Raw genomic sequence first — 21,663 nt, forward strand, 5'->3', positions numbered from 1 at the left:
ACCGGCCGGGACGGGCGGAGGCGAACTCACGGCGACGGTGTCTCAGGACGCGGTCCGCCCGGCGCCGCGGCCACCCTGGCGAGGATCTCGCGGGCGTACGCCTCGTCGTAGGGCGTGCCGGTGAGCAGGACCTGGAGGCAGACGCCGTCCAGGACGGCCACCAGGGCGCGGGCGGTGACGGGGTCGGTGCGGGCGGCGAGGAGTGCGGCGAGGTCGTCGGTCCACTCCGCGGCCACCGGGCGCAGCGCGGGTCGGCGCAGGGCGGCCAGGTACAGCTCGTACTCCAGCTCCACGCCGGTGCGGTCGCCGCCGAGCCACTCCCCGAGCAGGGCGGCGAGTCCGGCGGCCAGGTCGGCCCCCGGGCCGGTGAGGGCGTCCCGGTCGCGGACGACGGCTGCGAAGCCCTCGTTGGCCTGGCGGAGGGCGGCCACCATGAGGTCGTCGAGGGTGGCGAAGTGGTAGGTGGTCGAGCCGAGCGGCACGTCGGCCTCGGCGGCGACGGAGCGGTGGCTGAGTCCGGCGAGGCCCTTCGCGCCGACGACCCGGATCGCGGCGTCGATGATCCGCTGGCGGCGGTCGGGGTCGTAGCGGCGGGCCATCAGTGCGCGCCGCCCAGGTTGAGCACGACGACGCCGACGATGATCAGGGCGATCCCGGCGGCCTTGGTGACGGTCATCCCCTCGCCCAGGAAGACCATGCCGATGGTGGCGATGGCGGCGGTGCCCGCGCCGGACCAGATCGCGTAGGCGCTGCCGACGGAGACCGTCTTGAGGGTCTGGGCGAGCAGCGCGAAGGAGACGACGTACCCGAGGACGGTCAGCAGGGAGGGTCCCAGCCTGGTGAAGCCGTCGGTGTACTTCATGGCGGTCGTCGCGCCGACCTCGGCGGCGATGGCCGCGCCGAGCAACAGGTATCCCATGTGGACGAGCGTACATAACGAGGGACCGGCGCAGGACCCGTTCGGCCGTGCCCGCGGCCGGGAGCCGGAGGAACCGGCATCTCGGGAAGATGGTCACCGTTCATGGAAACCGCTCACTGAAAGCGCTCCCCGCACCCCCCGGGCTCCACTAGTGTTTCACCGCTCACCTACGCCCCCCTCACATCCCCGGCCGCCGCCTCGGGCGCCGCTGGAGGAATTCCGCATGCCTGAACAGACCCCCCGGCCCCCGCAGGACCACCCGTGGGACACCGGCTGGACCCCCGACACCGCCCGCACCCCCGGGACCCGAAGACTCTGGCTGGCCGGGGTGCTCGCGCTGGCCACCGTCGCCGCCTGCGCGACCGCGATATCGGTCACCGACCGCCACCGCGACCGCCCCGAGCGCACCACCGCCGCTCCCGCCCCCTCGGACCAGGTCACCGAACCCGGCCTGATCTCCTTCGGCTCGCCGTCCCCGAGCGAGGCCGCCTCCCCGGCGGGCGAGACGGACGAGAAGGCGGCCGACGGCGAACGGACCCCGCGGACCCCGGACGCACCGGCGCACCGCTCGGCGACCCCGTCCGCCCCCGCCGCCCCGTCCGCCCCGCGCACGAGCCCGACGGCGGTGCCGGAGCCCTCCGCTACCTGGCGTTCACTGCGCTCGGTCAACCAGCCCGACCGCTTCTGGCACGTCACGGGCGGCCTGGTGCGGCTCGACCCGGTCGGCTCGGCACGCGACCGCGCGGACGCCACCTTCAAGCTGGTCAAGGGCCTCGCGGACAGCTCCTGCTCCTCCTTCGCGACGGCCGACGGCGGCTATCTGCGCCACCGCGACTTCGTGCTGCGCGCCGAACACGACGACGGCTCCGCCCTGTTCGAGAAGGACGCGACCTTCTGCGCGCGCCCCGCGGAGGTCTCCGGCGCGGTCGTGCTGGAGTCGGTGAACTTCCCCGGGCGCTTCCTGCGCCACCGCGACTTCCTGCTGCGCCTCGACCCGTTCCGGTACGACCCCCTCTACCGCGCCGACTCGGCGTTCCGGCTGGTGGACGGCCTGGGCACGCGTGCCCCGTGACAAGGCGACGGCCGCACCCTCGCGGGGTGCGGCCGTCGCCGACGTGCGGTGCGCGGTGGCTCAGACGTTGAACCCCAGCGCCCGGAGCTGCTCGCGTCCGTCGTCCGTGATCTTGTCCGGGCCCCACGGCGGCATCCAGACCCAGTTGATGCGCAGTTCGCTGACGAGGCCGTCGGTGGCGGACTTGGCCTGGTCCTCGATCACGTCGGTCAGCGGACAGGCCGCCGACGTCAGGGTCATGTCGATGGTCGCGATGTTCGCGTCGTCGATGTGCACGCCGTAGATGAGGCCGAGGTTGACGACGTCGATGCCCAGTTCGGGGTCGACGACGTCGAGGAGGGCCTCGCGGACCTCCTCCTCGGAGGCGGGCTTCATTCCCACGGTCTCGGTGTCGCTCATGCCGTCTTCCTTTCGAACGCCTGGGCCGTCGCGTCCTTCCAAGCCATCCAGCTCAGCAGTGCGCACTTGACCCGGGCCGGGTACTTGGAGACCCCGGCGAACGCGACCGCGTCCTCCAGTACCTCCTCCATCGCGTCGTCGGGCTCGATCCTGCCCTTGGACTGCATCAGCTCCAGGAAGGTCTCCTGGACCTTCTGCGCGTCCGCGAGCTCCTTGCCGACCAGCAGATCGTTGAGCACCGACGCGGACGCCTGGCTGATCGAACAGCCCTGCCCCTCGTAGGAGACGTCCGTGATCGTCGTGCCGTCGTACTTCACACGCAGGGTGATCTCGTCGCCGCACGTCGGGTTGACGTGGTGCACCTCGGCGTCGCCGTCCCTCAGACCACGCCCGTGCGGGTGCTTGTAGTGGTCCAGGATGACTTCCTGGTACATCGAGTCCAGCTTCACGATCTCAGCACGCCCCTCAGCCGAAGAAGTTCCGTACGTGCTCCAGGCCGTCGACCAACGCGTCGATCTCGGCCGGCGTGGAGTACAGATAGAACGACGCTCGCGTGGTCGCGGGAATTCCGTACCGCAGGCAGACCGGCCGCGCGCAGTGGTGGCCGACCCGGACCGCGATGCCCTCCTCGTCGAGGACCTGACCCACGTCGTGCGGGTGGATGTCACCGAGCGTGAAGGAGATCGCGGCGCCCCGGTCCTCGGCCGTGGTCGGGCCGATGATCCGCAGGTCGGGCACCTCGGCGAGACGGCGGACGGCGTACTCCGTCAGCGCGTGCTCGTGGGCGAGGACGCGGTCCATGCCGATCGCGTCCAGGTAGTCGATGGCCGCGCCGAGACCGACCGCCTGCGCGATCGGCGGGGTGCCCGCCTCGAACTTGTGCGGCGCGGGGGCGTACGTCGACGAGTGCATCGACACCGTCTCGATCATCTCGCCGCCGCCGAGGAACGGCGGAAGGTCCTCCAGCAGCTCCTGGCGGCCCCACAGCACGCCGATGCCGGTCGGACCGCACATCTTGTGGCCGGTGAAGGCCACGAAGTCGGCCTGGAGCGCCTGCACGTCGAGCGGCATGTGCGGGGCGGCCTGGGAGGCGTCGATGCAGACCAGCGCGCCGACCTCCTGGGCCCGCCGCACGATGGCCTCGACCGGGTTGACGGTGCCGAGGATGTTGGAGACCAGCACGAAGGAGACGATCTTCGTCTTCTCGTTGATGACCTCCTCGATGTTCGACAGGTCGAGGCGGCCGTCGTCGGTGAGGCCGAACCACTTCAGCTTCGCGCCGGTGCGCTGCGCGAGCAGCTGCCACGGCACGATGTTGGAGTGGTGCTCCATCTCCGTGATGACGATCTCGGTCTCGTGGTCGACCCGGTAGGGCTCGTCGGCCCAGCCGAGCATGTTGGCCACGAGGTTGAGGGACTCGGAGGCGTTCTTGGTGAAGATCACCTCGTCGCGGCTGGGGGCGTTGACGAACGCGGCGACCTTGTCCCGCGCGCCCTCGTACAGTGCCGTGGCCTCCTCGGCGAGCACATGCACACCGCGGTGGACGTTGGCGTTGTACCGCTCGTAGTACTCGCTCAGGGCGTCCAGCACCTGGCGCGGCTTCTGCGAGGTCGCCGCGTTGTCCAGGTACACGAGCTTGCGCCCGTCGTGGACCTGACGGTCCAGGATGGGGAAGTCCTTGCGGATCGCCTCGGTGTCGAGGAGGCCCGGCATCTGTGTCACGCGGATGCGCCGCCCTTCGTCGTGTACGCCTCGTAGCCCTCGTCCTCCAGCTTGTCGGCCAGCTCGGCGCCGCCGGACTCGACGATCCGGCCACCGGAGAAGACGTGGACGTGGTCGGGCTTGATGTAGCGCAGGATGCGCGTGTAGTGGGTGATCAGCAGGGTGCCGACCTCACCGGACTCGCGGACCCGGTTGACGCCCTCGGAGACGATGCGCAGGGCGTCGACGTCGAGGCCGGAGTCGGTCTCGTCGAGGATCGCGACCTTCGGCTTGAGCAGCTCCAGCTGAAGGATCTCGTGGCGCTTCTTCTCACCGCCGGAGAAGCCCTCGTTGACGTTGCGCTCGGCGAAGGAGGGGTCCATGTTGAGGCGCTGCATGGCCTCCTTGACCTCCTTCACCCAGGTGCGCAGCTTGGGGGCCTCGCCGCGGATCGCGGTGGCGGAGGTGCGCAGGAAGTTGGAGACCGAGACGCCGGGCACCTCGACCGGGTACTGCATCGCCAGGAACAGGCCCGCGCGGGCGCGCTCGTCGACGGACATCTCCAGGACGTCCTCGCCGTCGAGCAGGACGGTGCCGCCGGTGATCGTGTACTTCGGGTGACCGGCGAGGGAGTAGGCGAGGGTCGACTTGCCGGAGCCGTTGGGGCCCATGATGGCGTGCGTCTCGCCCTGCTTCACGGTGAGATCGACGCCCTTGAGGATCTCCTTCGTGGCGTTGTCGGCCTCGACGGTGACGTGCAGGTCTCGGATTTCAAGCGTTGCCATGGGTGCCTCAGGACTCCTGGGTGAGGGAGGCGTGGACGTCGACAAAGACGCTGCCCCCTTCGATCTTTACGGGGTAAACGGGGACGGGGCGCGTCGCGGGCAGGCCGGACGGCTTGCCGGTGCGGAGGTCGAACGCGGAGCCGTGCAGCCAGCACTCGATCTGGCAGTCCTCCACCTCGCCCTCCGAGAGCGAGACGTTCGCGTGGGAGCAGATGTCATGGATCGCGTACACCTCTCCCCCGGTGCGGACGACGGAGACGGGCGTGCCGTCGAGTTCCACCCGCCTGGGGGTGTCCTCGTCCAGCTCGCCCAGCTCGCAGGCGCGTACGAAGGTGGTCATGCGACCGACGCCTCCAGCTCCTCCGCGATCTTCGCGAGGAGGCGCTCCTCGATGTCCGGGACGCCGATCTGCTGGACGAGTTCGGCGAAGAAGCCGCGGACCACCAGGCGGCGGGCGTCCTTCTCCGGGATGCCGCGCGCCATCAGGTAGAAGAGCTGCTCGTCGTCGAAGCGGCCGGTGGTGGAGGCGTGCCCGGCGCCGACGATCTCGCCGGTCTCGATCTCCAGGTTCGGCACCGAGTCGACCCGCGCGCCGTCCGTGAGGACGAGGTTGCGGTTCATCTCGTAGGTGTCGGTGCCCTCCGCCCTGGCCTCGATCAGCACGTCGCCGATCCAGACCGCGTGCGCGTCCTGGCCCTGGAGGGCGCCCTTGTAGACGACGTTCGAGGTGCAGTGCGGGGTGTTGTGGTCGACGAGCAGGCGGTGCTCCTGGTGCTGCCCGGCGTCGGTGAAGTAGAGGCCGAACAGCTGGGCCTCGCCGCCGGGGCCCGCGTAGGCGACCCGCGGGTGCAGCCGGACCAGGTCGCCGCCGAAGGTGACGACGACGGACTTGAAGGTGGCGTCCCGGCCGACCAGCGCGTTGTGCTGGCCGACGTGGACGGCCTTGTCGTCCCAGTCCTGGACGGAGACCACGGTCAGCTTGGCGCCGTCGCCGAGGATGTAGTCGACGTTGGCGGCGAGCACCGCGTCACCGGTGTGGTCGATGACGACGACGGCCTCGGCGAAGGCCCCCAGCTCGACGACCTGGTGGCCGTAGGCGACCCCGCCCTCGCCGTGCACGGTGATCCGGATCGGCTCGGTGAGCACCGTCTCCTTGGGGACGGTGACCACGGAGGCCAGCTCGAACGCCGAGTGGGCCTGGGCGGCGACCCGGTCGGCCGGGACACCGCCGCGGCCGATCCGGGCGTCGTCGCGGCCGACGAGTTCGACGCCGACGCCCTCGGGGGCCTCGACGGCGGTCTTCACGCCCTCGCCGGTCGCGACGGCGGTGCCGTCGTGCAGTCCGCGCAGGCGCTCCAGCGGGGTGAACCGCCACTCCTCCTCACGGCCGTGCGGGACCGGGAAGTCCGCGACGTCGAAAGAGGGGGGCGCGCTCATGCGGGTCGCGACGGTCGACTCGGCGGCCACCGCGATGGCGCCGGCGGTGGTGGAGCCCACCGGGGAGTTCTGAGCCTCAGCCATGGCTGTCGTAGTGCTCGCTTTCTAGGACGGGACGGGCGGGAGGGTGCGGCGGGCGCTCAGCCGACCGCGCCTTCCATCTGCAGCTCGATCAGCCGGTTGAGTTCGAGGGCGTACTCCATCGGCAGCTCCTTCGCGATCGGCTCGACGAAGCCGCGCACGATCATGGCCATCGCCTCGAACTCCGTCATACCGCGGCTCATCAGGTAGAAGAGCTGGTCGTCGGAGACCTTGGAGACGGTCGCCTCGTGGCCCATGGACACGTCGTCCTCGCGGACGTCGACGTACGGGTACGTGTCGGAGCGCGAGACGGTGTCGACGAGCAGGGCGTCGCAGAGCACGTTCGACTTGGAGCCGTGGGCGCCCTCGCCGATCTCGACGAGACCGCGGTAGGAGGTGCGGCCGCCGCCGCGCGCCACCGACTTGGAGACGATGTTCGACGACGTGTTCGGCGCCATGTGGACCATCTTGGAACCGGCGTCCTGGTGCTGGCCCTCGCCCGCGAAGGCGATGGAGAGCGTCTCGCCCTTGGCGTGCTCGCCCATCAGGTAGACGGCCGGGTACTTCATGGTCACCTTGGAGCCGATGTTGCCGTCGACCCACTCCATGGTGGCGCCCTCGTAGGCGACGGCGCGCTTGGTGACCAGGTTGTAGACGTTGTTCGACCAGTTCTGGATGGTCGTGTAGCGGCACCGCGCGTTCTTCTTGACGATGATCTCGACGACCGCGGAGTGCAGCGAGTCGGACTTGTAGATCGGGGCGGTGCAGCCCTCGACGTAGTGCACGTAGGCACCCTCGTCGACGATGATCAGGGTCCGCTCGAACTGGCCCATGTTCTCCGTGTTGATGCGGAAGTAGGCCTGGAGCGGGATCTCCACGTGCACGTTCTTCGGCACGTAGATGAAGGAACCGCCGGACCACACGGCCGAGTTCAGCGACGCGAACTTGTTGTCGCCGACCGGGATGACGGTCCCGAAGTACTCCTTGAACAGCTCGGGGTGCTCGCGCAGGGCGGTGTCGGTGTCGAGGAAGATGACGCCCTGCTCCTCCAGGTCCTCACGGATCTGGTGGTAGACGACCTCGGACTCGTACTGGGCCGCGACACCGGCCACCAGGCGCTGCTTCTCCGCCTCGGGGATGCCGAGCTTGTCGTACGTGTTCTTGATGTCCTCGGGCAGGTCCTCCCAGGACTCCGCCTGCTTCTCCGTGGAGCGCACGAAGTACTTGATGTTGTCGAAGTCGATGCCCGAGAGGTCGGAGCCCCAGTTCGGCATGGGCTTCTTCTCGAACAGCTTCAGGCCCTTGAGCCGGAGCTTGGTCATCCACTCGGGCTCCGACTTCTTGGCGGAGATGTCGCGGACGACGTCCTCGTTGATCCCGCGCTTGGCAGAGGCACCGGCCACGTCGGAGTCGGCCCAGCCGTATTCGTAGGTGCCCAGGCCCTCGAGCTCGGGGTGGGCGGTCTCCTCGATGGGGAGCGTCATGCGGGGTTCCTCCCGGCGGTGCTTGCGGATGCGTGATCAGTGGTCGGCAGATTCTTGGGGATGAACGTCGTGCAGACGCCGTCACCGTGCGCGATGGTCGCCAGCCGCTGGACATGGGTGCCGAGCAGCTGGGAGAAGATCTCCGTCTCCGCCTCGCAGAGCTGGGGGAACTTCTCGGCGACATGGGCGACCGGGCAGTGGTGCTGGCAGAGCTGCTCGCCCCGTTGCGGGAACGGCGCGCTGCGCGCCGTAGCAGCGTACCCGTCCGCGCTCAACGCCTTGGCCAGGGCCGCCGTGCGGTCCTCGGGGGCCGCGGCGGCGATGGCCTCGCGGTAGGCGGCGGCCTGTTCGGCGATCCGGGCGCGGGCGAAGGCGACGACCGCCTCGTCCCCGCCGCAGCGCTCCTGGATCCAGCGCAGGGCGTCGGCGGCGAGCTTGTCGTAGGACTGGTCGAAGGCGTCGCGGCCGCAGTCGGTGAGGGCGAAGACCTTGGCGGGCCGCCCCCGGGTGCGCGCGCCGTAGACCCGCTGCTCGCGGGCCTCGACGACGTCGTCGGCGACCAGGGCGTCCAGGTGGCGCCGGACGGCGGCCTGGGTGAGGCCGAGGCGCCCGGCCAGCACGGCGACGGTGGAGGGGCCGTGGTCCAGGATGGATCGCGCGACGCGGTTGCGGGTGGACCGCTCACCGGTCGCGAGCTCCTCCTGCGGGGCCCCCGTGGGGGTCTCCCGAGCCTCGCCGACGTTTTTCACAACGCCATTGTTGCGTAATTCCTCAGGGCCGGGCAAGCCACGGCGGGGCCGACCGGCGGTGCCCTGCGTCACTTAGGTTTACCTAATCTGACCTGCGGAAACGATCACCGGCCGAGCACGGCACTGGCGTGACCAGGCCCCTTCCGGGAGACTCGGGCCCCATGCCCACCCCGCCCCGACCGGCCCCCTCGTCACCCGGGACAGCCTCTCCGCCGAGCTGCGCCGGCTCGGCGTGGCGCGCGGCGACACCCTGCTGACGCACTCCTCCCTCTCCCGCCTCGGCTGGGTCAACGGCGGCGCCGTCGCCGTCGTCCACGGGCTCCTGGACGCCCTCGGTCCCGACGGCACCCTCGTGGTCCCGGCCCACTCGGGCGACCTCTCCGACCCCGCCCTGTGGACCAGGCCCCCGGTGCCCCGCGACTGGTGGGAGCCGATCCGCGCCAGCATGCCCGCGTACGACCCGCGCACCACCCGCTCGCGCGGCGTCGGCGTGCTCCCGGAGACCGTCCGCACCTGGCCGGGCGCCCTGCGCAGCGCCCACCCGCACACCTCCTTCGCCGCCCTCGGGCCGCGGGCCGCGCACGTCGTCGAGGGGCACGCCCCCGACTGCCGTCTCGGCGAGCGCAGCCCGCTGGCCCGCCTGGAGGAGCTGGGCGCCCGGGTGCTGATGCTGGGCACCGGGTACGACACCTGCACCGGCTTCCACCTCGCCGAGTACCGGATCCCGGCGCCGCTGGTCCCCATCGGCCGCCCGGCGCCCGGCGGCGGCTGGGACGTCCTCACCGAGGTGTCCATCACCTCGGAGCGCTTCGACGAACTCGGCCACGACTTCGAACGCGACCGGCCCGTCGCGCGCGGCCGGGTCGGCGCCGCCGAGACCCGCCTGTTCCCGCTCGCGGACGCGGTGGCCTACGCCGAGCGGTGGCTCGCGACGCACCGCTCACGGGCCGAGGAACCCCCCTCGGGTGGAGATCCCGCACCCGCCGCACCCGGACCCGGGCCGCGTCCCTAGACTCTGGACCCATGCGAAGCGAGCCCGTGGTCCAGGTGCAGGCCCTGGTGAAGAGGTACGGCACCAGAACCGCGGTGGACGGCCTCGACCTGGTGGCCGAGGCGGGCGTGACCGCCGTCCTCGGACCCAACGGCGCGGGCAAGACCAGCACCGTCGAGATCTGCGAGGGGTACCGGAAGCCGGACGCGGGGACGGTCCGGGTGCTCGGGCTCGACCCGGTGCGCCAGGCCGCCGAGCTGCGCCCCAGGATCGGCGTCATGCTCCAGTCCGGCGGGGTCTACTCCGGCGCGCGGGCCGACGAGATGCTGCGCCACGTCGCCCGGCTGCACGCCCACCCGCTGGACGTGGACGCCCTCGTCGAACGCCTGGGCCTCGGCTCCTGCGGCCGCACCGCCTACCGGCGCCTGTCCGGCGGGCAGCAGCAGCGGCTCGCCCTGGCCATGGCGGTCGTCGGGCGGCCCGAGCTGGTCTTCCTGGACGAGCCCACCGCCGGGCTCGACCCGCAGGCCCGACGCGCCACCTGGGACCTGGTGCGCGACCTGCGCGCCGACGGCGTCTCCGTCATCCTCACCACCCACCACATGGACGAGGCCGAACAGCTCGCCGACGACGTCGCGATCATCGACGCCGGGCGGGTCATCGCCCACGGCTCCCCCGAGGAGCTGTGCCGCGGCGGCGCGGAGAACACCCTGCGCTTCGGCGGACGTCCCGGCCTCGACGTCGGCTCCCTCCTCAAGGCGCTCCCCGCGGACTCCAGCGCGGTGGAGCTGACGCCGGGCTCCTACCGGGTCGCCGGGGAGGTCGACCCGCAACTGCTGGCGACGGTGACCTCCTGGTGCGCCCAGCACGGGGTGATGCCGGACCGCATCTCGGTGGAGCGGCACACCCTCGAAGACGTCTTCCTGGAGCTGACCGGCAAGGAGCTGCGCTCGTGACCACCACCGCAGGCCCGTACGCACCGCGGCCCGGCGCGGCCCCGCTGCCCCGCATGATCGCGGCGCAGGCGGCCCTGGAGACGCGGATGCTGCTGCGCAACGGCGAGCAGCTGCTGCTCACCGTGGTGATCCCCACCCTGCTGCTGGTGCTGTTCTCCTCCGTCGACATCGTGGACACCGGCGCGGGCCCGTTCGTCGACTTCCTCGCCCCCGGCGTCCTGGCCCTGGCCGTCATGTCCACGGCGTTCACCGGACAGGCCATCGCGACCGGCTTCGAACGGCGTTACGGCGTCCTGAAGCGGCTCGCCGTCTCCCCGCTGCCGCGCTGGGGCCTGATGACCGCGAAGACGCTGTCGGTGCTGGTCACCGAGGTGCTCCAGGTGATCCTGCTGACGGCCGTCGCGTTCGCCCTGGGCTGGTCGCCGCACGGAGACCCGTTCTCCGTGCTGCTCCTGCTGGTGCTGGGCACGGCCGCCTTCTCCGGGCTCGGCCTGCTGATGGCGGGCACCCTGAAGGCGGAGGCGACCCTGGCCGCCGCCAACCTGGTCTTCCTGCTGCTGCTGGTGGGCGGCGGGGTCATCGTGCCGCTGGACAAGTTCCCGCCGGGGGTCAGGGACGTGCTCGGCCTGCTGCCGGTCTCGGCCCTCTCCGACGGTCTGCGCGCGGTGCTCCAGCACGGCGCCGGAACGCCCTGGGCCGACCTGGGCGTCCTGGCCGGCTGGGCGGTCGTGGGCCTGACGGCGGCGGCCCGCTTCTTCCGCTGGGAGTAGCGGCGCGGCAGCGCGCGGCGGGTCGCGGTGAGCAGCCCGGCCGACGGTGGCGCCGACGGCCGTCGCACCCGGCGCGGCGCGGCCGCGGGGGACCCTCGTGAAAGCGTGCACAAGCCTCGCCCTACGATGGTGGACGTGCCGAACCTGACCCGCGCCGACGCCGTGGCCGCCGCCCGCAACCCGCTCGCCTTCATCGCCGCCCGCTGGACGCCCTCCCCCGCGACCGTGCGCCGCGCGGCCCTGGCCGCCCTCGTCATGTCGGTGGTGATCGTGGTCACCGGTGGCGCGGTGCGGCTGACCGGCTCCGGGCTCGGCTGCCCGACCTGGCCCAAGTGCACCGAGGACTCCCTCACCACGACCAGCGCCATGGGCGTGCACGGCGTCATCGAGTTCGGCAACCGCATGCTGACGTACGTGCTGTGCGCGGCGGTCGGGTGGGCGATCGTCGCGGCCCGCGCCGAGAAGCCCCGCCGGCGCGGTCTGACCCGGCTCGGCTGGGCGCAGTTCTGGGTCGTGATGGGCAACGCGGTCCTCGGCGGGATCGTGGTGCTGGTCGGCCTCAACCCGTACACGGTCGCGGCCCACTTCCTGCTCTCCTCGGCGCTCATCGCCGTCGCCACGGTGATGTGGCAGCGCACCCGTGAGGGTGACGGCGCGCCGCGTCCGCTGGTCGGCAAGGCGGTGCGGCAGCTCGTGTGGTTCCTGGTCGCCGCGTCGGTGCTGCTCATCGCGGTGGGCACGGTGGTGACCGGCTCCGGTCCGCACGCCGGTGACTCCAGCGAGGTCGAGCGGATGCCGCTGGACTGGGAGACGGTCAGCAAGCTGCACGCCGTGCTGGCGTGGATCGTCGTGACGCTGACGTTCGCCCTCTGGTTCGTGCTGCGCGCGGTGGACGCCCCGAAGGAGCCGGCGGACCGCACCCGCGACCTGTTCCTGATCCTGCTCGCGCAGGGCGTCATCGGGTACGTCCAGTACTTCACCGACCTGCCCGAGGTGCTGGTCGGCCTGCACATGCTCGGCTCGGGCCTGGTCTGGATCGGGGTGCTGCGGGTGCTGCTCGCGCTGCGCGAACGGCCCGCCCTCACCGGCCCCGTGGAACTGCCCGGCCAGGCCGCCGAGATGACGGCGGGCACCCGGGGCTGACGGCCGCGGCCGACCTGACCCGCCCGGCCCGGACGACCGCCGAGACCCCGTGAGGGCCGGCGGTCGTCCCGTGTGGGGTCAGGTGTTGCGCGGACCGCCCACCTGGATCCCGGCCATCCGGGACCACTCGTACGGGCCGGTGCGCACCTTGGCCGCGAACTCGCCGTCGAAGCTCTCGTGGACGGTGACGCCCGCCCTGGCCACGGCCTGTTCGGCGATCTCCTGGCCGGGGGCCACCAGGTCGCCCCAGTCGCCGTCCTCGCCGACCAGCACGATCCGGCTGCCGCGCTCCCCGATGTAGGCCACCTGCGCCTCGGCCCCGCCGTGCGCCGCGGCGAAGGTCTCGATCCGGCGGGCGAGTCTGGCCACCGTCCGCTCCGCCTTGGGGTCGGTCCCGTTCCCGTCCTGCTGCGTGTCTGCCATGGCCAGGATGCTACCGACGGGTAGGGGATACGGCGACGGGCGGGGTGCGTGGTGTCGACCACGCGCCCCGCCCGTCAGGGTCGGTGCCGCGCTAGCGCAGGAAGGGGTCCACCGCGACCGCCACGAAGAGCAGCGACACATAGGTGATGGACCAGTGGAACAGCCGCATCTCCTTGAGCTTGCCGCCGGTCCGCTCGGACTTGGCCCGGTTGTGGAGGGCGTGCGCCTCCCACAGCCACCAGCCGCCCGCGGCCAGCGCCACGGTCGTGTAGAACCAGCCGGTGTACCCGAGCGGGGTCAGCAGCAGGGAGACGAGCACCATCACCCAGCTGTAGATGACGATCTGCTTGGCGACCGCCTTGTTGGAGGCGATGACCGGCAGCATCGGGACGCCGACCCGGGCGTAGTCGTCCTTGACCTTCATGGAGAGCGGCCAGTAGTGCGGCGGCGTCCAGAAGAACATCACCAGGAAGAGGACGACCGGCGCCCAGGAGACCGAGTCGGTCACCGCGGACCAGCCGATCAGCACCGGCATGCAGCCGGCGATGCCGCCCCAGACGATGTTCTGCGAGGTGCGCCGCTTGAGGATCATCGTGTAGACGACCACGTAGAAAAGGAGCGCCCCGAGGCTGAGCCAGGCGGACAGCCAGTTGACGGTGAGTCCGAACAGCAGCGTGGCGACCACCGCGAGGGTGATGCCGAAGGCGAGGCATTCACGCGGACTGACCATTCCGGTGACCAGCGGCCGCTGCGCGGTGCGGTCCATCAGCGCGTCGATGTCACGGTCGATGTACATGTTGAGCGCGTTGGCACCCCCCGCCGAGAGGTAGCCGCCGAAGCAGGTGAGAAGCACCAGCTTCAGGTCGGGCACGCCCTGTTGGGCGAGGAACATCACCGGAACGGTGGTGATGAGCAGGAGCTCGATGATCCGCGGCTTGGTCAGCGCCACGAACGCTTTGACACGGGCCCCGAACGGCCGGTGACCCGAGCTCCGGCTCGCCCCGGGCGCACCCTTCCCCAGAGCCTTATAGGCCTGGGTGGTGCCACCAGGACGGGATTCGACGGCCGTCACGCACACCCCTACAGAGACATCCCAGCAAGCCCCGCCCCGTGAAGTCCCGGTAAAGGCCCGCGCGTACCACGCCACTGTAGACGTTGCCCACACCCCGATCTTCGCGGGGGTGGGGTCGTGTTGGGGAGGCCCTTCTTCGGGGCGCGGAGAGGCTCGATTGAGCACTCGGATGAGCAGGTCCGTATTCAGTTGCCGAAGCCGATCGTGACCAGTCGAGAGGCGGATCCCCGAGAGTCCCGGCAGTCTGGAATGACTCGAAAAAATGCGCGTTCTCACGGGGGTAGGCTCGACAACGGCCGGTGGGCGCTCCGTGCACCGGCATTCGAACATGTGGAGAGGAGCCCTGACTCAGGGTGAGCACCAAGCCGACCACCACAGACCTCGAGTGGACCGAGTTGGACCAGCGGGCCGTGGACACCGCCCGCGTCCTGGCCGCCGATGCCGTACAGAAGGTCGGCAACGGCCATCCCGGTACGGCGATGAGCCTGGCTCCCGCCGCCTACACCCTCTTCCAGAAGGTGATGCGGCACGACCCCGCCGACCCGGAGTGGGTCGCCCGCGACCGCTTCGTGCTCTCCGCCGGGCACTCGTCGCTGACCCTCTACACGCAGCTCTTCCTGGCCGGTTTCGGCCTGGAGCTCGACGACCTGAAGGCGTTCCGCACCTGGGGCTCGAAGACCCCCGGCCACCCCGAGTACGGGCACACCGCGGGCGTCGAGACGACGACGGGACCGCTCGGCCAGGGTGTCGCCAACGCGGTGGGCATGGCGATGGCCGCCCGCTACGAGCGCGGTCTGTTCGACCCCGAGGCCGCGCAGGGCGAGTCGCCCTTCGACCACTACATCTACGCCATCGCCGGTGACGGCTGCCTCCAGGAGGGCATCTCCGCCGAGGCGTCCTCGCTCGCGGGCCACCAGCGGCTGGGCAACCTGATCCTGCTGTGGGACGACAACCACATCTCGATCGAGGGCGACACCGAGACGGCCGTCTCCGAGGACACCGTCGCGCGGTACGAGGCGTACGGCTGGCACGTGCAGCGCGTCGCCCCGAAGCCGGACGGCGACCTCGACCCGCACGCCCTCTACGACGCCGTCGAGGCCGCGAAGCGGGTGACGGACAGGCCGTCCTTCATCGCGATGCGCTCGATCATCGCCTGGCCCGCCCCGAACGCGCAGAACACCGAGGCCGCGCACGGCTCGGCGCTCGGCGACGACGAGGTCGCCGCGACCAAGCGGGTCCTGGGCTTCGACCCCGAGCAGACGTTCCAGGTCGACGACGCCGTCCTCAAGCACACCCGGCAGGCGCTGGAGCGCGGCCGTGAGGCCAAGGCCGCGTGGGAGGCGTCGTTCCAGCAGTGGCGGAGCGCCGACGCGCAGCGCGCCGCCGAGTTCGACCGGATCAGCGCGGGCGAGCTGCCCGCGGGCTGGGAGGAGAAGCTCCCGGTCTTCGAGACCGGCAAGGGTGTCGCCACCCGGGCCGCCTCCGGCAAGGTGCTCCAGGCGCTCGGCGCGATCGTCCCCGAGCTGTGGGGCGGCTCGGCCGACCTGGCCGGCTCGAACAACACGACGATCGACAAGGACAGTTCGTTCCTCCCGGCGGGCAACCCGCTGCCGGAGGCGGACCCTTACGGCCGCACCGTGCACTTCGGCATCCGCGAGCACTCGATGGCCGCCGAGATGAACGGCATCACCCTGCACGGCAACACCCGTGTCTACGGCGGTACGTTCCTCGTCTTCTCCGACTACATGCGCAACGCGGTGCGGCTGTCGGCGCTCATGCACCTGCCGGTCACCTACGTGTGGACGCACGACTCCATCGGCCTCGGCGAGGACGGCCCGACCCACCAGCCGGTCGAGCACCTCGCGTCGCTGCGCGCGATCCCGGGCCTGAACGTGGTCCGCCCGGCCGACGCCAACGAGACGGCGATCGCCTGGCGCGAGATCTTCCGCCGCCACACCAAGGTCTTCGGCAAGGGCGCCCCGCACGGTCTGGCCCTCACCCGCCAGGGCGTGCCGGCGTACGAGGCGAACGACGACGCCGCGAAGGGCGGCTACGTCCTGTTCGAGGCCGACGGCGGTGCGCCCGAGGCCGTGCTGATCGCCACCGGCTCCGAGGTGCACCTCGCCGTCGAGGCGCGCGAGCTGCTCCAGGCGGACGGCGTCCCCACCCGGGTCGTGTCGATGCCGTCCGTGGAGTGGTTCGAGGAGCAGGACCAGGGGTACCGGGACAGCGTGCTGCCGCCGTCGGTGACGGCACGGGTCGCGGTGGAGGCCGGTATCGGTCTCACCTGGCACAAGTACGTCGGGGACGCCGGTCGCATCGTTTCCCTGGAGCACTTCGGCGCTTCCGCGGACGGCAAGGTCCTCTTCCGCGAGTTCGGCTTCACTGCCGAGAACGTGGCCGCCCAGGCGCGGGAGTCCATCGAAGCCGCGCGGCGCTGACGCCCACCCACGACACGTAGGAGATGTAATTCCATGACAGACGCACTCAAGCGCCTCTCCGAGGAGGGCGTCGCGATCTGGCTGGACGACCTGTCGCGCAAGCGGATCACGTCCGGCAACCTCGCCGAGCTGATCGACCAGCAGCACGTCGTGGGCGTCACCACCAACCCGTCGATCTTCCAGAAGGCGATCAGCGGCGGCGACGGCTACGAGCAGCAGCTCAGCGACCTCGCCGCCCGCCGGGTCACGGTGGAGGAGGCCGTCCGCATGATCACGACGGCGGACGTCCGCGACGCCGCCGACATCCTGCGCCCGGTCTTCGACACCACCGGCGGCCAGGACGGCCGGGTCTCCATCGAGGTCGACCCGCGCCTGGCGCACGACACCAAGGCGACGGTCGCCGAGGCCAAGCAGCTCGCCTGGCTGGTCGACCGCCCCAACACGCTCATCAAGATCCCGGCCACCAAGGCGGGTCTGCCGGCGATCACCGAGGTCATCGGCCTCGGCATCAGCGTCAACGTCACGCTGATCTTCTCGCTGGAGCGCTACCGCGAGGTCATGGACGCCTTCCTGGCCGGTCTGGAGAAGGCCAAGGAGCGCGGCCTCGACCTCTCGCTGATCCACTCGGTGGCGTCCTTCTTCGTCTCCCGGGTCGACACCGAGATCGACAAGCGGATCGACGCGCTGGGCACCGACGAGGCCCGCGCCGCGCGCGGCAAGGCCGCCGTCGCCAACGCGCGGCTCGCCTACCAGGCGTACGAGGAGGTCTTCTCCTCGGACCGCTGGACGCCGCTGGGTGCCGCGGGCGCCAACAAGCAGCGCCCGCTGTGGGCGTCGACCGGCGTGAAGGACCCGGCCTACAAGCCGACCCTGTACGTCGACGACCTGGTGGCGCCGAACACGGTGAACACCATGCCGGAGGCCACGCTCCAGGCGACCGAGGAGAGCGGCGAGATCACCGGCAACGCCGTCGTCGGGACGTACGCGCAGGCCCGCGCCGACCTCGACGCCGTCGAGAAGCTCGGGATCTCGTACGACGACGTGGTGCAGCTCCTGGAGGACGAGGGCGTCGAGAAGTTCGAGGCGTCCTGGAACGACCTGCTCAAGTCCACCGAGGCGGAACTCAAGCGCCTCGCCCCGTCGGAGGGCTGAAACGTTGTCGAGCAGCAACCCGCTGCGTGACCCCGCAGACCGACGGCTCCCGCGCATCGCGGGGCCGTCGGGCCTGGTCATCTTTGGCGTCACGGGCGATTTGTCACGTAAAAAGCTGATGCCCGCCGTGTACGACCTCGCCAACCGGGGGCTGCTGCCGCCGGGCTTCTCCCTGGTGGGTTTCGCACGCCGCGAATGGCAGAACGAGGACTTCGCACAGGAGGTCCACGACGCCGTCAAGGAGCACGCGCGCACGCCGTTCCGTGAGGAGGTCTGGCAGCAGCTCATCCAGGGGATGCGCTTCGTCCAGGGCACCTTCGACGACGACGACGCGTTCGAGCGGCTGCGCGCCACCATCGAGGAGCTGGACAAGGCCCAGGGCACGGGCGGCAACTTCGCCTTCTACCTGTCGGTGCCGCCGCGCTCCTTCCCGGTGGTCATCCAGCAGCTGAAGAAGCACGGTCTCGCCGACCAGAGCAACGGCTCCTGGCGGCGCGCGGTGATCGAGAAGCCGTTCGGCCACGACCTGAAGTCGGCCGAGGAGCTGAACAAGGTCGTGCACGAGGTCTTCGCGCCCGACCAGGTCTTCCGCATCGACCACTACCTCGGCAAGGAGACCGTCCAGAACATCCTGGCGCTCCGCTTCGCCAACACCATGTTCGAGCCGATCTGGAACCGGTCCTTCGTGGACCACGTCCAGATCACGATGGCCGAGGACATCGGCATCGGCGGCCGGGCCGGGTACTACGACGGCATCGGCGCCGCCCGTGACGTCATCCAGAACCACCTGCTCCAGCTCATGGCGCTGACCGCCATGGAGGAGCCCGCGGCCTTCGACGCGGACGCGCTCGCCGCCGAGAAGACCAAGGTCCTCGGCGCGGTGCGGCTGCCGAAGGACCTGGGCCGCGACACCGTGCGCGGGCAGTACGCGGCGGGCTGGCAGGGCGGCGAGAAGGCGGTCGGCTACCTCCAGGAGGAGGGCATCGACCCCAAGTCGAAGACCGACACCTACGCGGCCGTGAAGCTGGAGGTGGACAACCGCCGCTGGGCGGGCATCCCCTTCTACCTGCGCACCGGCAAGCGCCTCGGCCGCCGGGTCACCGAGATCGCGGTGGTCTTCCAGCGGGCGCCGCACTCCCCCTTCGACCACACGGCGACGGAGGAGCTGGGCAAGAACGCGATCGTCATCCGCGTCCAGCCCGACGAGGGCGTCACGGTCCGGTTCGGCTCGAAGGTGCCCGGCACCTCGATGGAGATCCGGGACGTGTCGATGGACTTCGCCTACGGCGAGTCCTTCACCGAGTCCAGCCCCGAGGCGTACGAGCGGCTCATCCTCGATGTGCTGCTGGGCGACTCGAACCTCTTCCCGCGCACCGAGGAGGTCGAGCTGTCCTGGAAGATCCTCGACCCGATCGAGCAGTACTGGGACAAGCACGGCAAGCCCGCCCAGTACCCGTCCGGCACCTGGGGGCCGGTCGAGGCGGACGAGATGCTGGAGCGAGACGGACGGAGCTGGCGCCGGCCATGAAGATAGACCTCACGGACACCACGGCCAGCAAGATCAACAAGTCGCTGGTCCAGGGCCGCCGCGCCATCGGCACCCCCGCCGTCGGCATGGTGCTCACCCTGGTCATCGTCACCGACGAGGAGAACGCGTACGACGCCCTCAAGGCGGCGAACGACGCCTCCCGCGAGCACCCCTCGCGCACCCTCGTCGTCATCCGGCGCGTCTCGCGCACCTCCCGCGACCGCACGACGTCCCGCCTGGACGCCGAGGTCAGGCTGGGCGCCGAGGCGGGCACCGGCGAGACGGTGGTGCTGCGCCTGTACGGCGAAGTCGTCAACCACGCGCAGTCCGTCGTGCTGCCGCTGCTGCTGCCGGACGCCCCGGTGGTGGTCTGGTGGCCGGTGGAGGCGCCGCTGGATCCCGCGAAGGACCCGCTGGGCGCGCTGGCCCAGCGCCGGGTGACGGACACCTACGCGTCCGAGCAGCCGGTCCGGGACCTCACCGCTCGCGCCGACACGTACACCCCCGGCGACACCGACCTCTCCTGGACCCGCATCACGCCCTGGCGCTCGATGCTGGCCGCCGCCCTCGACCAGGTCACCTGCGAGGTCGCCGGGGTCGAGGTGGAGGGCGAGGAGTTCAACCCGAGCTGCGAGCTGCTGGCGATGTGGCTCGCGGACCGGCTCGACGTGCCGGTGAAGCGGTCGCTCTCCTCGGGCCCCGGCCTCACCGCGGTCCGTATGCACACCGACTGCGGCCCGATCGTCCTGGACCGCGCCGACGGTTCGCTCGCGACCCTCTCCATCGAGGGCCAGCCCGACCGCGCGGTCGCGCTGAAGCGGCGCGAGACGGCCGAGCTGATCGCGGAGGAACTGCGCAGGCTCGACCCGGACGACACCTACGCGTCGGCGCTGCGCTTCGGCGTGGACCGGCTGAGCGCGGAGGCGGAGAAGGCGGAGGCCGAAGCGCAGGCCGAGGCCGAGGCGGAAGCCGGGAAGGCCGCCGCGAAGAAGGCGGACGGCGACGGGAGCGCGGAGTCCGGACGGGCTCCGTCGGCCTCGTCCGCCGCCCCGTCGGCGACGGCCCCGAAGGCACCCGCCAAGAAGGCCGCCGCGAAGAAGGCGACGGCGAAGTGAACACGCCGCAGCTGGTCGTGCACCGCGACAAGGAGCTGATGGCGCAGGCCGCCGCGGCCCGCCTCATCACGAAGATCGTGGACGCGCAGGCCTCCCGGGGCTCCGCGTCCGTGGTCCTCACCGGCGGCCGCAACGGCAACGGCCTGCTGGCCGCGCTGGCGACGGCACCCGCCCGGGACGCCGTCGACTGGACCCGCCTCGACCTGTGGTGGGGCGACGAGCGGTTCCTGCCGGAGGGCGACCCGGAGCGCAATGTCACGCAGGCCCGCGAGGCCCTGCTGGACGCGGTGCCGCTCGCCCCGGAGCGCGTGCACGCCATGCCCGCCTCCGACGGGCCGTACGGCTCGGACGTCGACGCGGCGGCCGAAGCGTACGCGGCGGAGCTGGCGCGGGCCGCCGGCCCGGAAAGCCACGGACCGGTGCCGACCTTCGACGTGCTGATGCTCGGCGTCGGCCCGGACACCCACGTGGCGTCGCTCTTCCCGGAGCTGCCCGCGGTCCGGGAGACGGAGCGCACGGTGGTCGGCGTGCACGGCGCGCCCAAGCCCCCGCCGACCCGGGTGAGCCTCACCCTGCCGGCGATCCGGGCGGCCCGCGAGGTGTGGCTGCTCGCGGCGGGCGAGGACAAGGCGGAGGCGGCGCAGATCGCCCTGTCCGGCGCGGGCGAGATCCAGGCCCCGGCGGCGGGCGCCCAGGGCAGGCAGCGCACCCTGTGGCTGCTGGACGCGGCGGCGGCCTCCCGGCTGCCCCGCTCGCTGTACCCGCCGGCGTCGCCGTAGGGCGGACCGGTGGCACGGTGACCGACGGTGCGGCGGAGGCTCTCGGGCCTCCGCCGCACCCGTGCGTGGTGGGGCCGCCGGGACCTGGTCCCGGCGGGGTTCCCTAACGGCCGCGCAGCTCGCGGTACTTGGCGACCAGCGCGGTGCTCGACGCGTCCAGGCCGGGTACCTGGGCGCCCTCGGTCAGGGCGGGTTCGACGCGCTTGGCGAGGACCTTGCCCAGCTCCACGCCCCACTGGTCGAAGGAGTCGATGTTCCACACCGCGCCCTGCACGAACACCTTGTGCTCGTAGAGGGCGATGAGCTGGCCGAGCACCGACGGGGTCAGCTCCCGGGCCAGGATCGTGGTGGTGGGGTGGTCGCCCTTGAACGTCTTGTGCGCGACCAGCTCCTCCGGGACGCCCTCGGCACGGACCTCGTCGGGCGTCTTGCCGAAGGCGAGGGCCTGGGTCTGCGCGAAGAAGTTCGCCATCAGCAGGTCGTGCTGCGCCTTCAGCCCGTCGCTCAACTCGGCCACCGGCTCGGCGAACCCGATGAAGTCCGCCGGGATGAGCTTGGTGCCCTGGTGGATCAACTGGTAGTAGGCGTGCTGCCCGTTGGTGCCGGGCGTGCCCCACACCACGGGCCCCGTCTGCCAGTCGACCTCCTGCCCGTCCCGGCCCACGT

At 71.3% G+C, this 21,663-nt stretch carries 22 protein-coding genes and 1 pseudogene; 10 read left to right on the top strand and 13 right to left on the bottom strand.

The genetic code is table 11. From position 1 onward, the window contains the following. Positions 1–26: 26 nt before the first annotated feature. Both GA0115242_RS36630 and GA0115242_RS36635 read right to left on the bottom strand, forming a co-directional pair. A complete protein-coding gene (locus GA0115242_RS36630; RefSeq protein ID WP_093835975.1) occupies positions 27–599 on the bottom strand; it encodes a TetR/AcrR family transcriptional regulator in 573 nt (190 codons plus the stop codon). Next, the gene (locus tag GA0115242_RS36635) at positions 599–919 is read right to left on the bottom strand and encodes a DMT family transporter (protein WP_093835976.1); all 321 of its coding nucleotides are present in this window, start codon (positions 917–919) and stop codon (positions 599–601) included. The genes GA0115242_RS36630 and GA0115242_RS36635 overlap by 1 nt, the downstream gene beginning before the upstream one ends. 223 nt (positions 920–1,142) lie before the next feature. On the opposite strand from GA0115242_RS36635, the gene GA0115242_RS36640 reads away from it, so the two are divergent. Then, positions 1,143–1,991: an AbfB domain-containing protein gene (locus GA0115242_RS36640; protein WP_093835977.1), complete on the top strand. Its 849-nt coding sequence runs from the start codon at positions 1,143–1,145 to the stop codon at positions 1,989–1,991. Positions 1,992–2,051: 60 nt separating this feature from the next. On the opposite strand, the gene GA0115242_RS36645 is transcribed toward GA0115242_RS36640, so the two are convergent. From GA0115242_RS36645 to GA0115242_RS36680, 8 genes are read right to left on the bottom strand one after another with little or no spacing between them, the layout of a single operon-like run. Further along, complete coding sequence (locus tag GA0115242_RS36645) at positions 2,052–2,390, bottom strand: metal-sulfur cluster assembly factor (protein ID WP_093835978.1); 339 nt, start codon at positions 2,388–2,390, stop codon at positions 2,052–2,054. Further along, the gene (gene sufU / locus GA0115242_RS36650) at positions 2,387–2,839 is read right to left on the bottom strand and encodes a Fe-S cluster assembly sulfur transfer protein SufU (RefSeq protein WP_093835979.1); all 453 of its coding nucleotides are present in this window, start codon (positions 2,837–2,839) and stop codon (positions 2,387–2,389) included. The genes GA0115242_RS36645 and sufU overlap by 4 nt, the downstream gene beginning before the upstream one ends. Before the next feature lie 16 nt (positions 2,840–2,855). Continuing rightward, complete coding sequence (locus GA0115242_RS36655) at positions 2,856–4,112, bottom strand: cysteine desulfurase (protein WP_093835980.1); 1,257 nt, start codon at positions 4,110–4,112, stop codon at positions 2,856–2,858. Next, positions 4,109–4,876, bottom strand: a complete 768-nt coding sequence (sufC, locus tag GA0115242_RS36660; protein ID WP_093835981.1) for a Fe-S cluster assembly ATPase SufC — start codon at positions 4,874–4,876, stop codon at positions 4,109–4,111. The genes GA0115242_RS36655 and sufC overlap by 4 nt, the downstream gene beginning before the upstream one ends. A gap of 7 nt (positions 4,877–4,883) precedes the next feature. Then, on the bottom strand, positions 4,884–5,216 hold the full coding sequence (locus GA0115242_RS36665) for a bifunctional 3-phenylpropionate/cinnamic acid dioxygenase ferredoxin subunit (protein WP_093835982.1): 333 nt from the start codon (positions 5,214–5,216) through the stop codon (positions 4,884–4,886). Continuing rightward, positions 5,213–6,397 (bottom strand): Fe-S cluster assembly protein SufD, encoded by a 1,185-nt coding sequence (gene sufD, locus GA0115242_RS36670; RefSeq protein ID WP_093835983.1) that lies wholly within the window; start codon positions 6,395–6,397, stop codon positions 5,213–5,215. The genes GA0115242_RS36665 and sufD overlap by 4 nt, the downstream gene beginning before the upstream one ends. 56 nt (positions 6,398–6,453) lie before the next feature. Then, on the bottom strand, positions 6,454–7,878 hold the full coding sequence (gene sufB, locus GA0115242_RS36675; RefSeq protein WP_093835984.1) for a Fe-S cluster assembly protein SufB: 1,425 nt from the start codon (positions 7,876–7,878) through the stop codon (positions 6,454–6,456). Next, positions 7,875–8,627: a helix-turn-helix transcriptional regulator gene (locus GA0115242_RS36680; RefSeq protein ID WP_093835985.1), complete on the bottom strand. Its 753-nt coding sequence runs from the start codon at positions 8,625–8,627 to the stop codon at positions 7,875–7,877. Before GA0115242_RS36680 ends, sufB begins: the two co-directional genes overlap by 4 nt. A 217-nt stretch (positions 8,628–8,844) precedes the next feature. On the opposite strand from GA0115242_RS36680, the gene GA0115242_RS36685 reads away from it, so the two are divergent. From GA0115242_RS36685 to GA0115242_RS36700, 4 genes are all read left to right on the top strand, one after another. Further along, entirely contained in the window at positions 8,845–9,639 is a 795-nt protein-coding gene (locus tag GA0115242_RS36685; RefSeq protein ID WP_202556435.1) for an aminoglycoside N(3)-acetyltransferase, read from the top strand. An 11-nt stretch (positions 9,640–9,650) separates the two neighbouring features. Beyond that, positions 9,651–10,574 (top strand): ABC transporter ATP-binding protein, encoded by a 924-nt coding sequence (locus GA0115242_RS36690; protein ID WP_093835987.1) that lies wholly within the window; start codon positions 9,651–9,653, stop codon positions 10,572–10,574. 53 nt (positions 10,575–10,627) lie between these two features. After that, positions 10,628–11,344 (top strand): ABC transporter permease, encoded by a 717-nt coding sequence (locus tag GA0115242_RS36695; protein WP_202556437.1) that lies wholly within the window; start codon positions 10,628–10,630, stop codon positions 11,342–11,344. A 126-nt stretch (positions 11,345–11,470) separates the two neighbouring features. Further along, positions 11,471–12,487: a COX15/CtaA family protein gene (locus GA0115242_RS36700; RefSeq protein WP_093835989.1), complete on the top strand. Its 1,017-nt coding sequence runs from the start codon at positions 11,471–11,473 to the stop codon at positions 12,485–12,487. A gap of 78 nt (positions 12,488–12,565) precedes the next feature. Here the strand turns inward: GA0115242_RS36700 and GA0115242_RS36705 are convergent, their stop codons facing one another. Continuing rightward, the gene (locus tag GA0115242_RS36705) at positions 12,566–12,910 is read right to left on the bottom strand and encodes a hypothetical protein (RefSeq protein WP_093835990.1); all 345 of its coding nucleotides are present in this window, start codon (positions 12,908–12,910) and stop codon (positions 12,566–12,568) included. 91 nt (positions 12,911–13,001) lie between these two features. Next, positions 13,002–13,988: a heme o synthase gene (locus tag GA0115242_RS36710; RefSeq protein WP_370672347.1), complete on the bottom strand. Its 987-nt coding sequence runs from the start codon at positions 13,986–13,988 to the stop codon at positions 13,002–13,004. A 347-nt stretch (positions 13,989–14,335) separates the two neighbouring features. Between GA0115242_RS36710 and tkt the strand changes: the two genes are divergently transcribed. Genes tkt through pgl form a run of 5 tightly spaced genes read left to right on the top strand, consistent with a single transcriptional unit; the run spans position 14,336 to position 20,997 of the window. Continuing rightward, on the top strand, positions 14,336–16,423 hold the full coding sequence (gene tkt / locus GA0115242_RS36720; protein WP_093835992.1) for a transketolase: 2,088 nt from the start codon (positions 14,336–14,338) through the stop codon (positions 16,421–16,423). Between the two features lie 33 nt (positions 16,424–16,456). Continuing rightward, complete coding sequence (tal, locus tag GA0115242_RS36725) at positions 16,457–17,575, top strand: transaldolase (protein WP_093835993.1); 1,119 nt, start codon at positions 16,457–16,459, stop codon at positions 17,573–17,575. A 4-nt stretch (positions 17,576–17,579) separates the two neighbouring features. Further along, a complete protein-coding gene (gene zwf, locus GA0115242_RS36730) occupies positions 17,580–19,103 on the top strand; it encodes a glucose-6-phosphate dehydrogenase (RefSeq protein ID WP_093835994.1) in 1,524 nt (507 codons plus the stop codon). Further along, positions 19,100–20,218 carry a glucose-6-phosphate dehydrogenase assembly protein OpcA gene (opcA, locus tag GA0115242_RS36735; protein ID WP_093835995.1) on the top strand — a complete coding sequence of 373 codons (1,119 nt, stop codon included), beginning with the start codon at positions 19,100–19,102 and terminating at the stop codon, positions 20,216–20,218. Before zwf ends, opcA begins: the two co-directional genes overlap by 4 nt. Continuing rightward, a complete protein-coding gene (pgl, locus tag GA0115242_RS36740; protein ID WP_093835996.1) occupies positions 20,215–20,997 on the top strand; it encodes a 6-phosphogluconolactonase in 783 nt (260 codons plus the stop codon). The genes opcA and pgl overlap by 4 nt, the downstream gene beginning before the upstream one ends. A 103-nt stretch (positions 20,998–21,100) precedes the next feature. Here the strand turns inward: pgl and GA0115242_RS36745 are convergent. Further along, a pseudogene (locus GA0115242_RS36745) lies at positions 21,101–21,663 on the bottom strand (glucose-6-phosphate isomerase); the annotation flags it as partial.

Source organism: Streptomyces sp. SolWspMP-5a-2 (assembly GCF_900091845.1).
Taxonomy (GTDB): domain Bacteria; phylum Actinomycetota; class Actinomycetes; order Streptomycetales; family Streptomycetaceae; genus Streptomyces; species Streptomyces doudnae.

What these genes read in the sequence shown, in the direction of transcription:
- GA0115242_RS36695 (WP_202556437.1), top strand. Translation starts at nt 10,628, where the DNA reads ATGATCGCGGCGCAGGCGGCCCTGGAGACGCGGATGCTGCTGCGCAAC.
- GA0115242_RS36630 (WP_093835975.1), bottom strand. Translation starts at nt 599, where the DNA reads ATGGCCCGCCGCTACGACCCCGACCGCCGCCAGCGGATCATCGACGCC.
- opcA (WP_093835995.1), top strand. Translation starts at nt 19,100, where the DNA reads ATGAAGATAGACCTCACGGACACCACGGCCAGCAAGATCAACAAGTCG.
- sufC (WP_093835981.1), bottom strand. Translation starts at nt 4,876, where the DNA reads ATGGCAACGCTTGAAATCCGAGACCTGCACGTCACCGTCGAGGCCGAC.
- GA0115242_RS36705 (WP_093835990.1), bottom strand. Translation starts at nt 12,910, where the DNA reads ATGGCAGACACGCAGCAGGACGGGAACGGGACCGACCCCAAGGCGGAG.
- sufB (WP_093835984.1), bottom strand. Translation starts at nt 7,878, where the DNA reads ATGACGCTCCCCATCGAGGAGACCGCCCACCCCGAGCTCGAGGGCCTG.
- GA0115242_RS36635 (WP_093835976.1), bottom strand. Translation starts at nt 919, where the DNA reads ATGGGATACCTGTTGCTCGGCGCGGCCATCGCCGCCGAGGTCGGCGCG.
- GA0115242_RS36690 (WP_093835987.1), top strand. Translation starts at nt 9,651, where the DNA reads ATGCGAAGCGAGCCCGTGGTCCAGGTGCAGGCCCTGGTGAAGAGGTAC.
- sufD (WP_093835983.1), bottom strand. Translation starts at nt 6,397, where the DNA reads ATGGCTGAGGCTCAGAACTCCCCGGTGGGCTCCACCACCGCCGGCGCC.
- tal (WP_093835993.1), top strand. Translation starts at nt 16,457, where the DNA reads ATGACAGACGCACTCAAGCGCCTCTCCGAGGAGGGCGTCGCGATCTGG.
- GA0115242_RS36640 (WP_093835977.1), top strand. Translation starts at nt 1,143, where the DNA reads ATGCCTGAACAGACCCCCCGGCCCCCGCAGGACCACCCGTGGGACACC.
- GA0115242_RS36700 (WP_093835989.1), top strand. Translation starts at nt 11,471, where the DNA reads ATGGTGGACGTGCCGAACCTGACCCGCGCCGACGCCGTGGCCGCCGCC.
- GA0115242_RS36665 (WP_093835982.1), bottom strand. Translation starts at nt 5,216, where the DNA reads ATGACCACCTTCGTACGCGCCTGCGAGCTGGGCGAGCTGGACGAGGAC.
- GA0115242_RS36645 (WP_093835978.1), bottom strand. Translation starts at nt 2,390, where the DNA reads ATGAGCGACACCGAGACCGTGGGAATGAAGCCCGCCTCCGAGGAGGAG.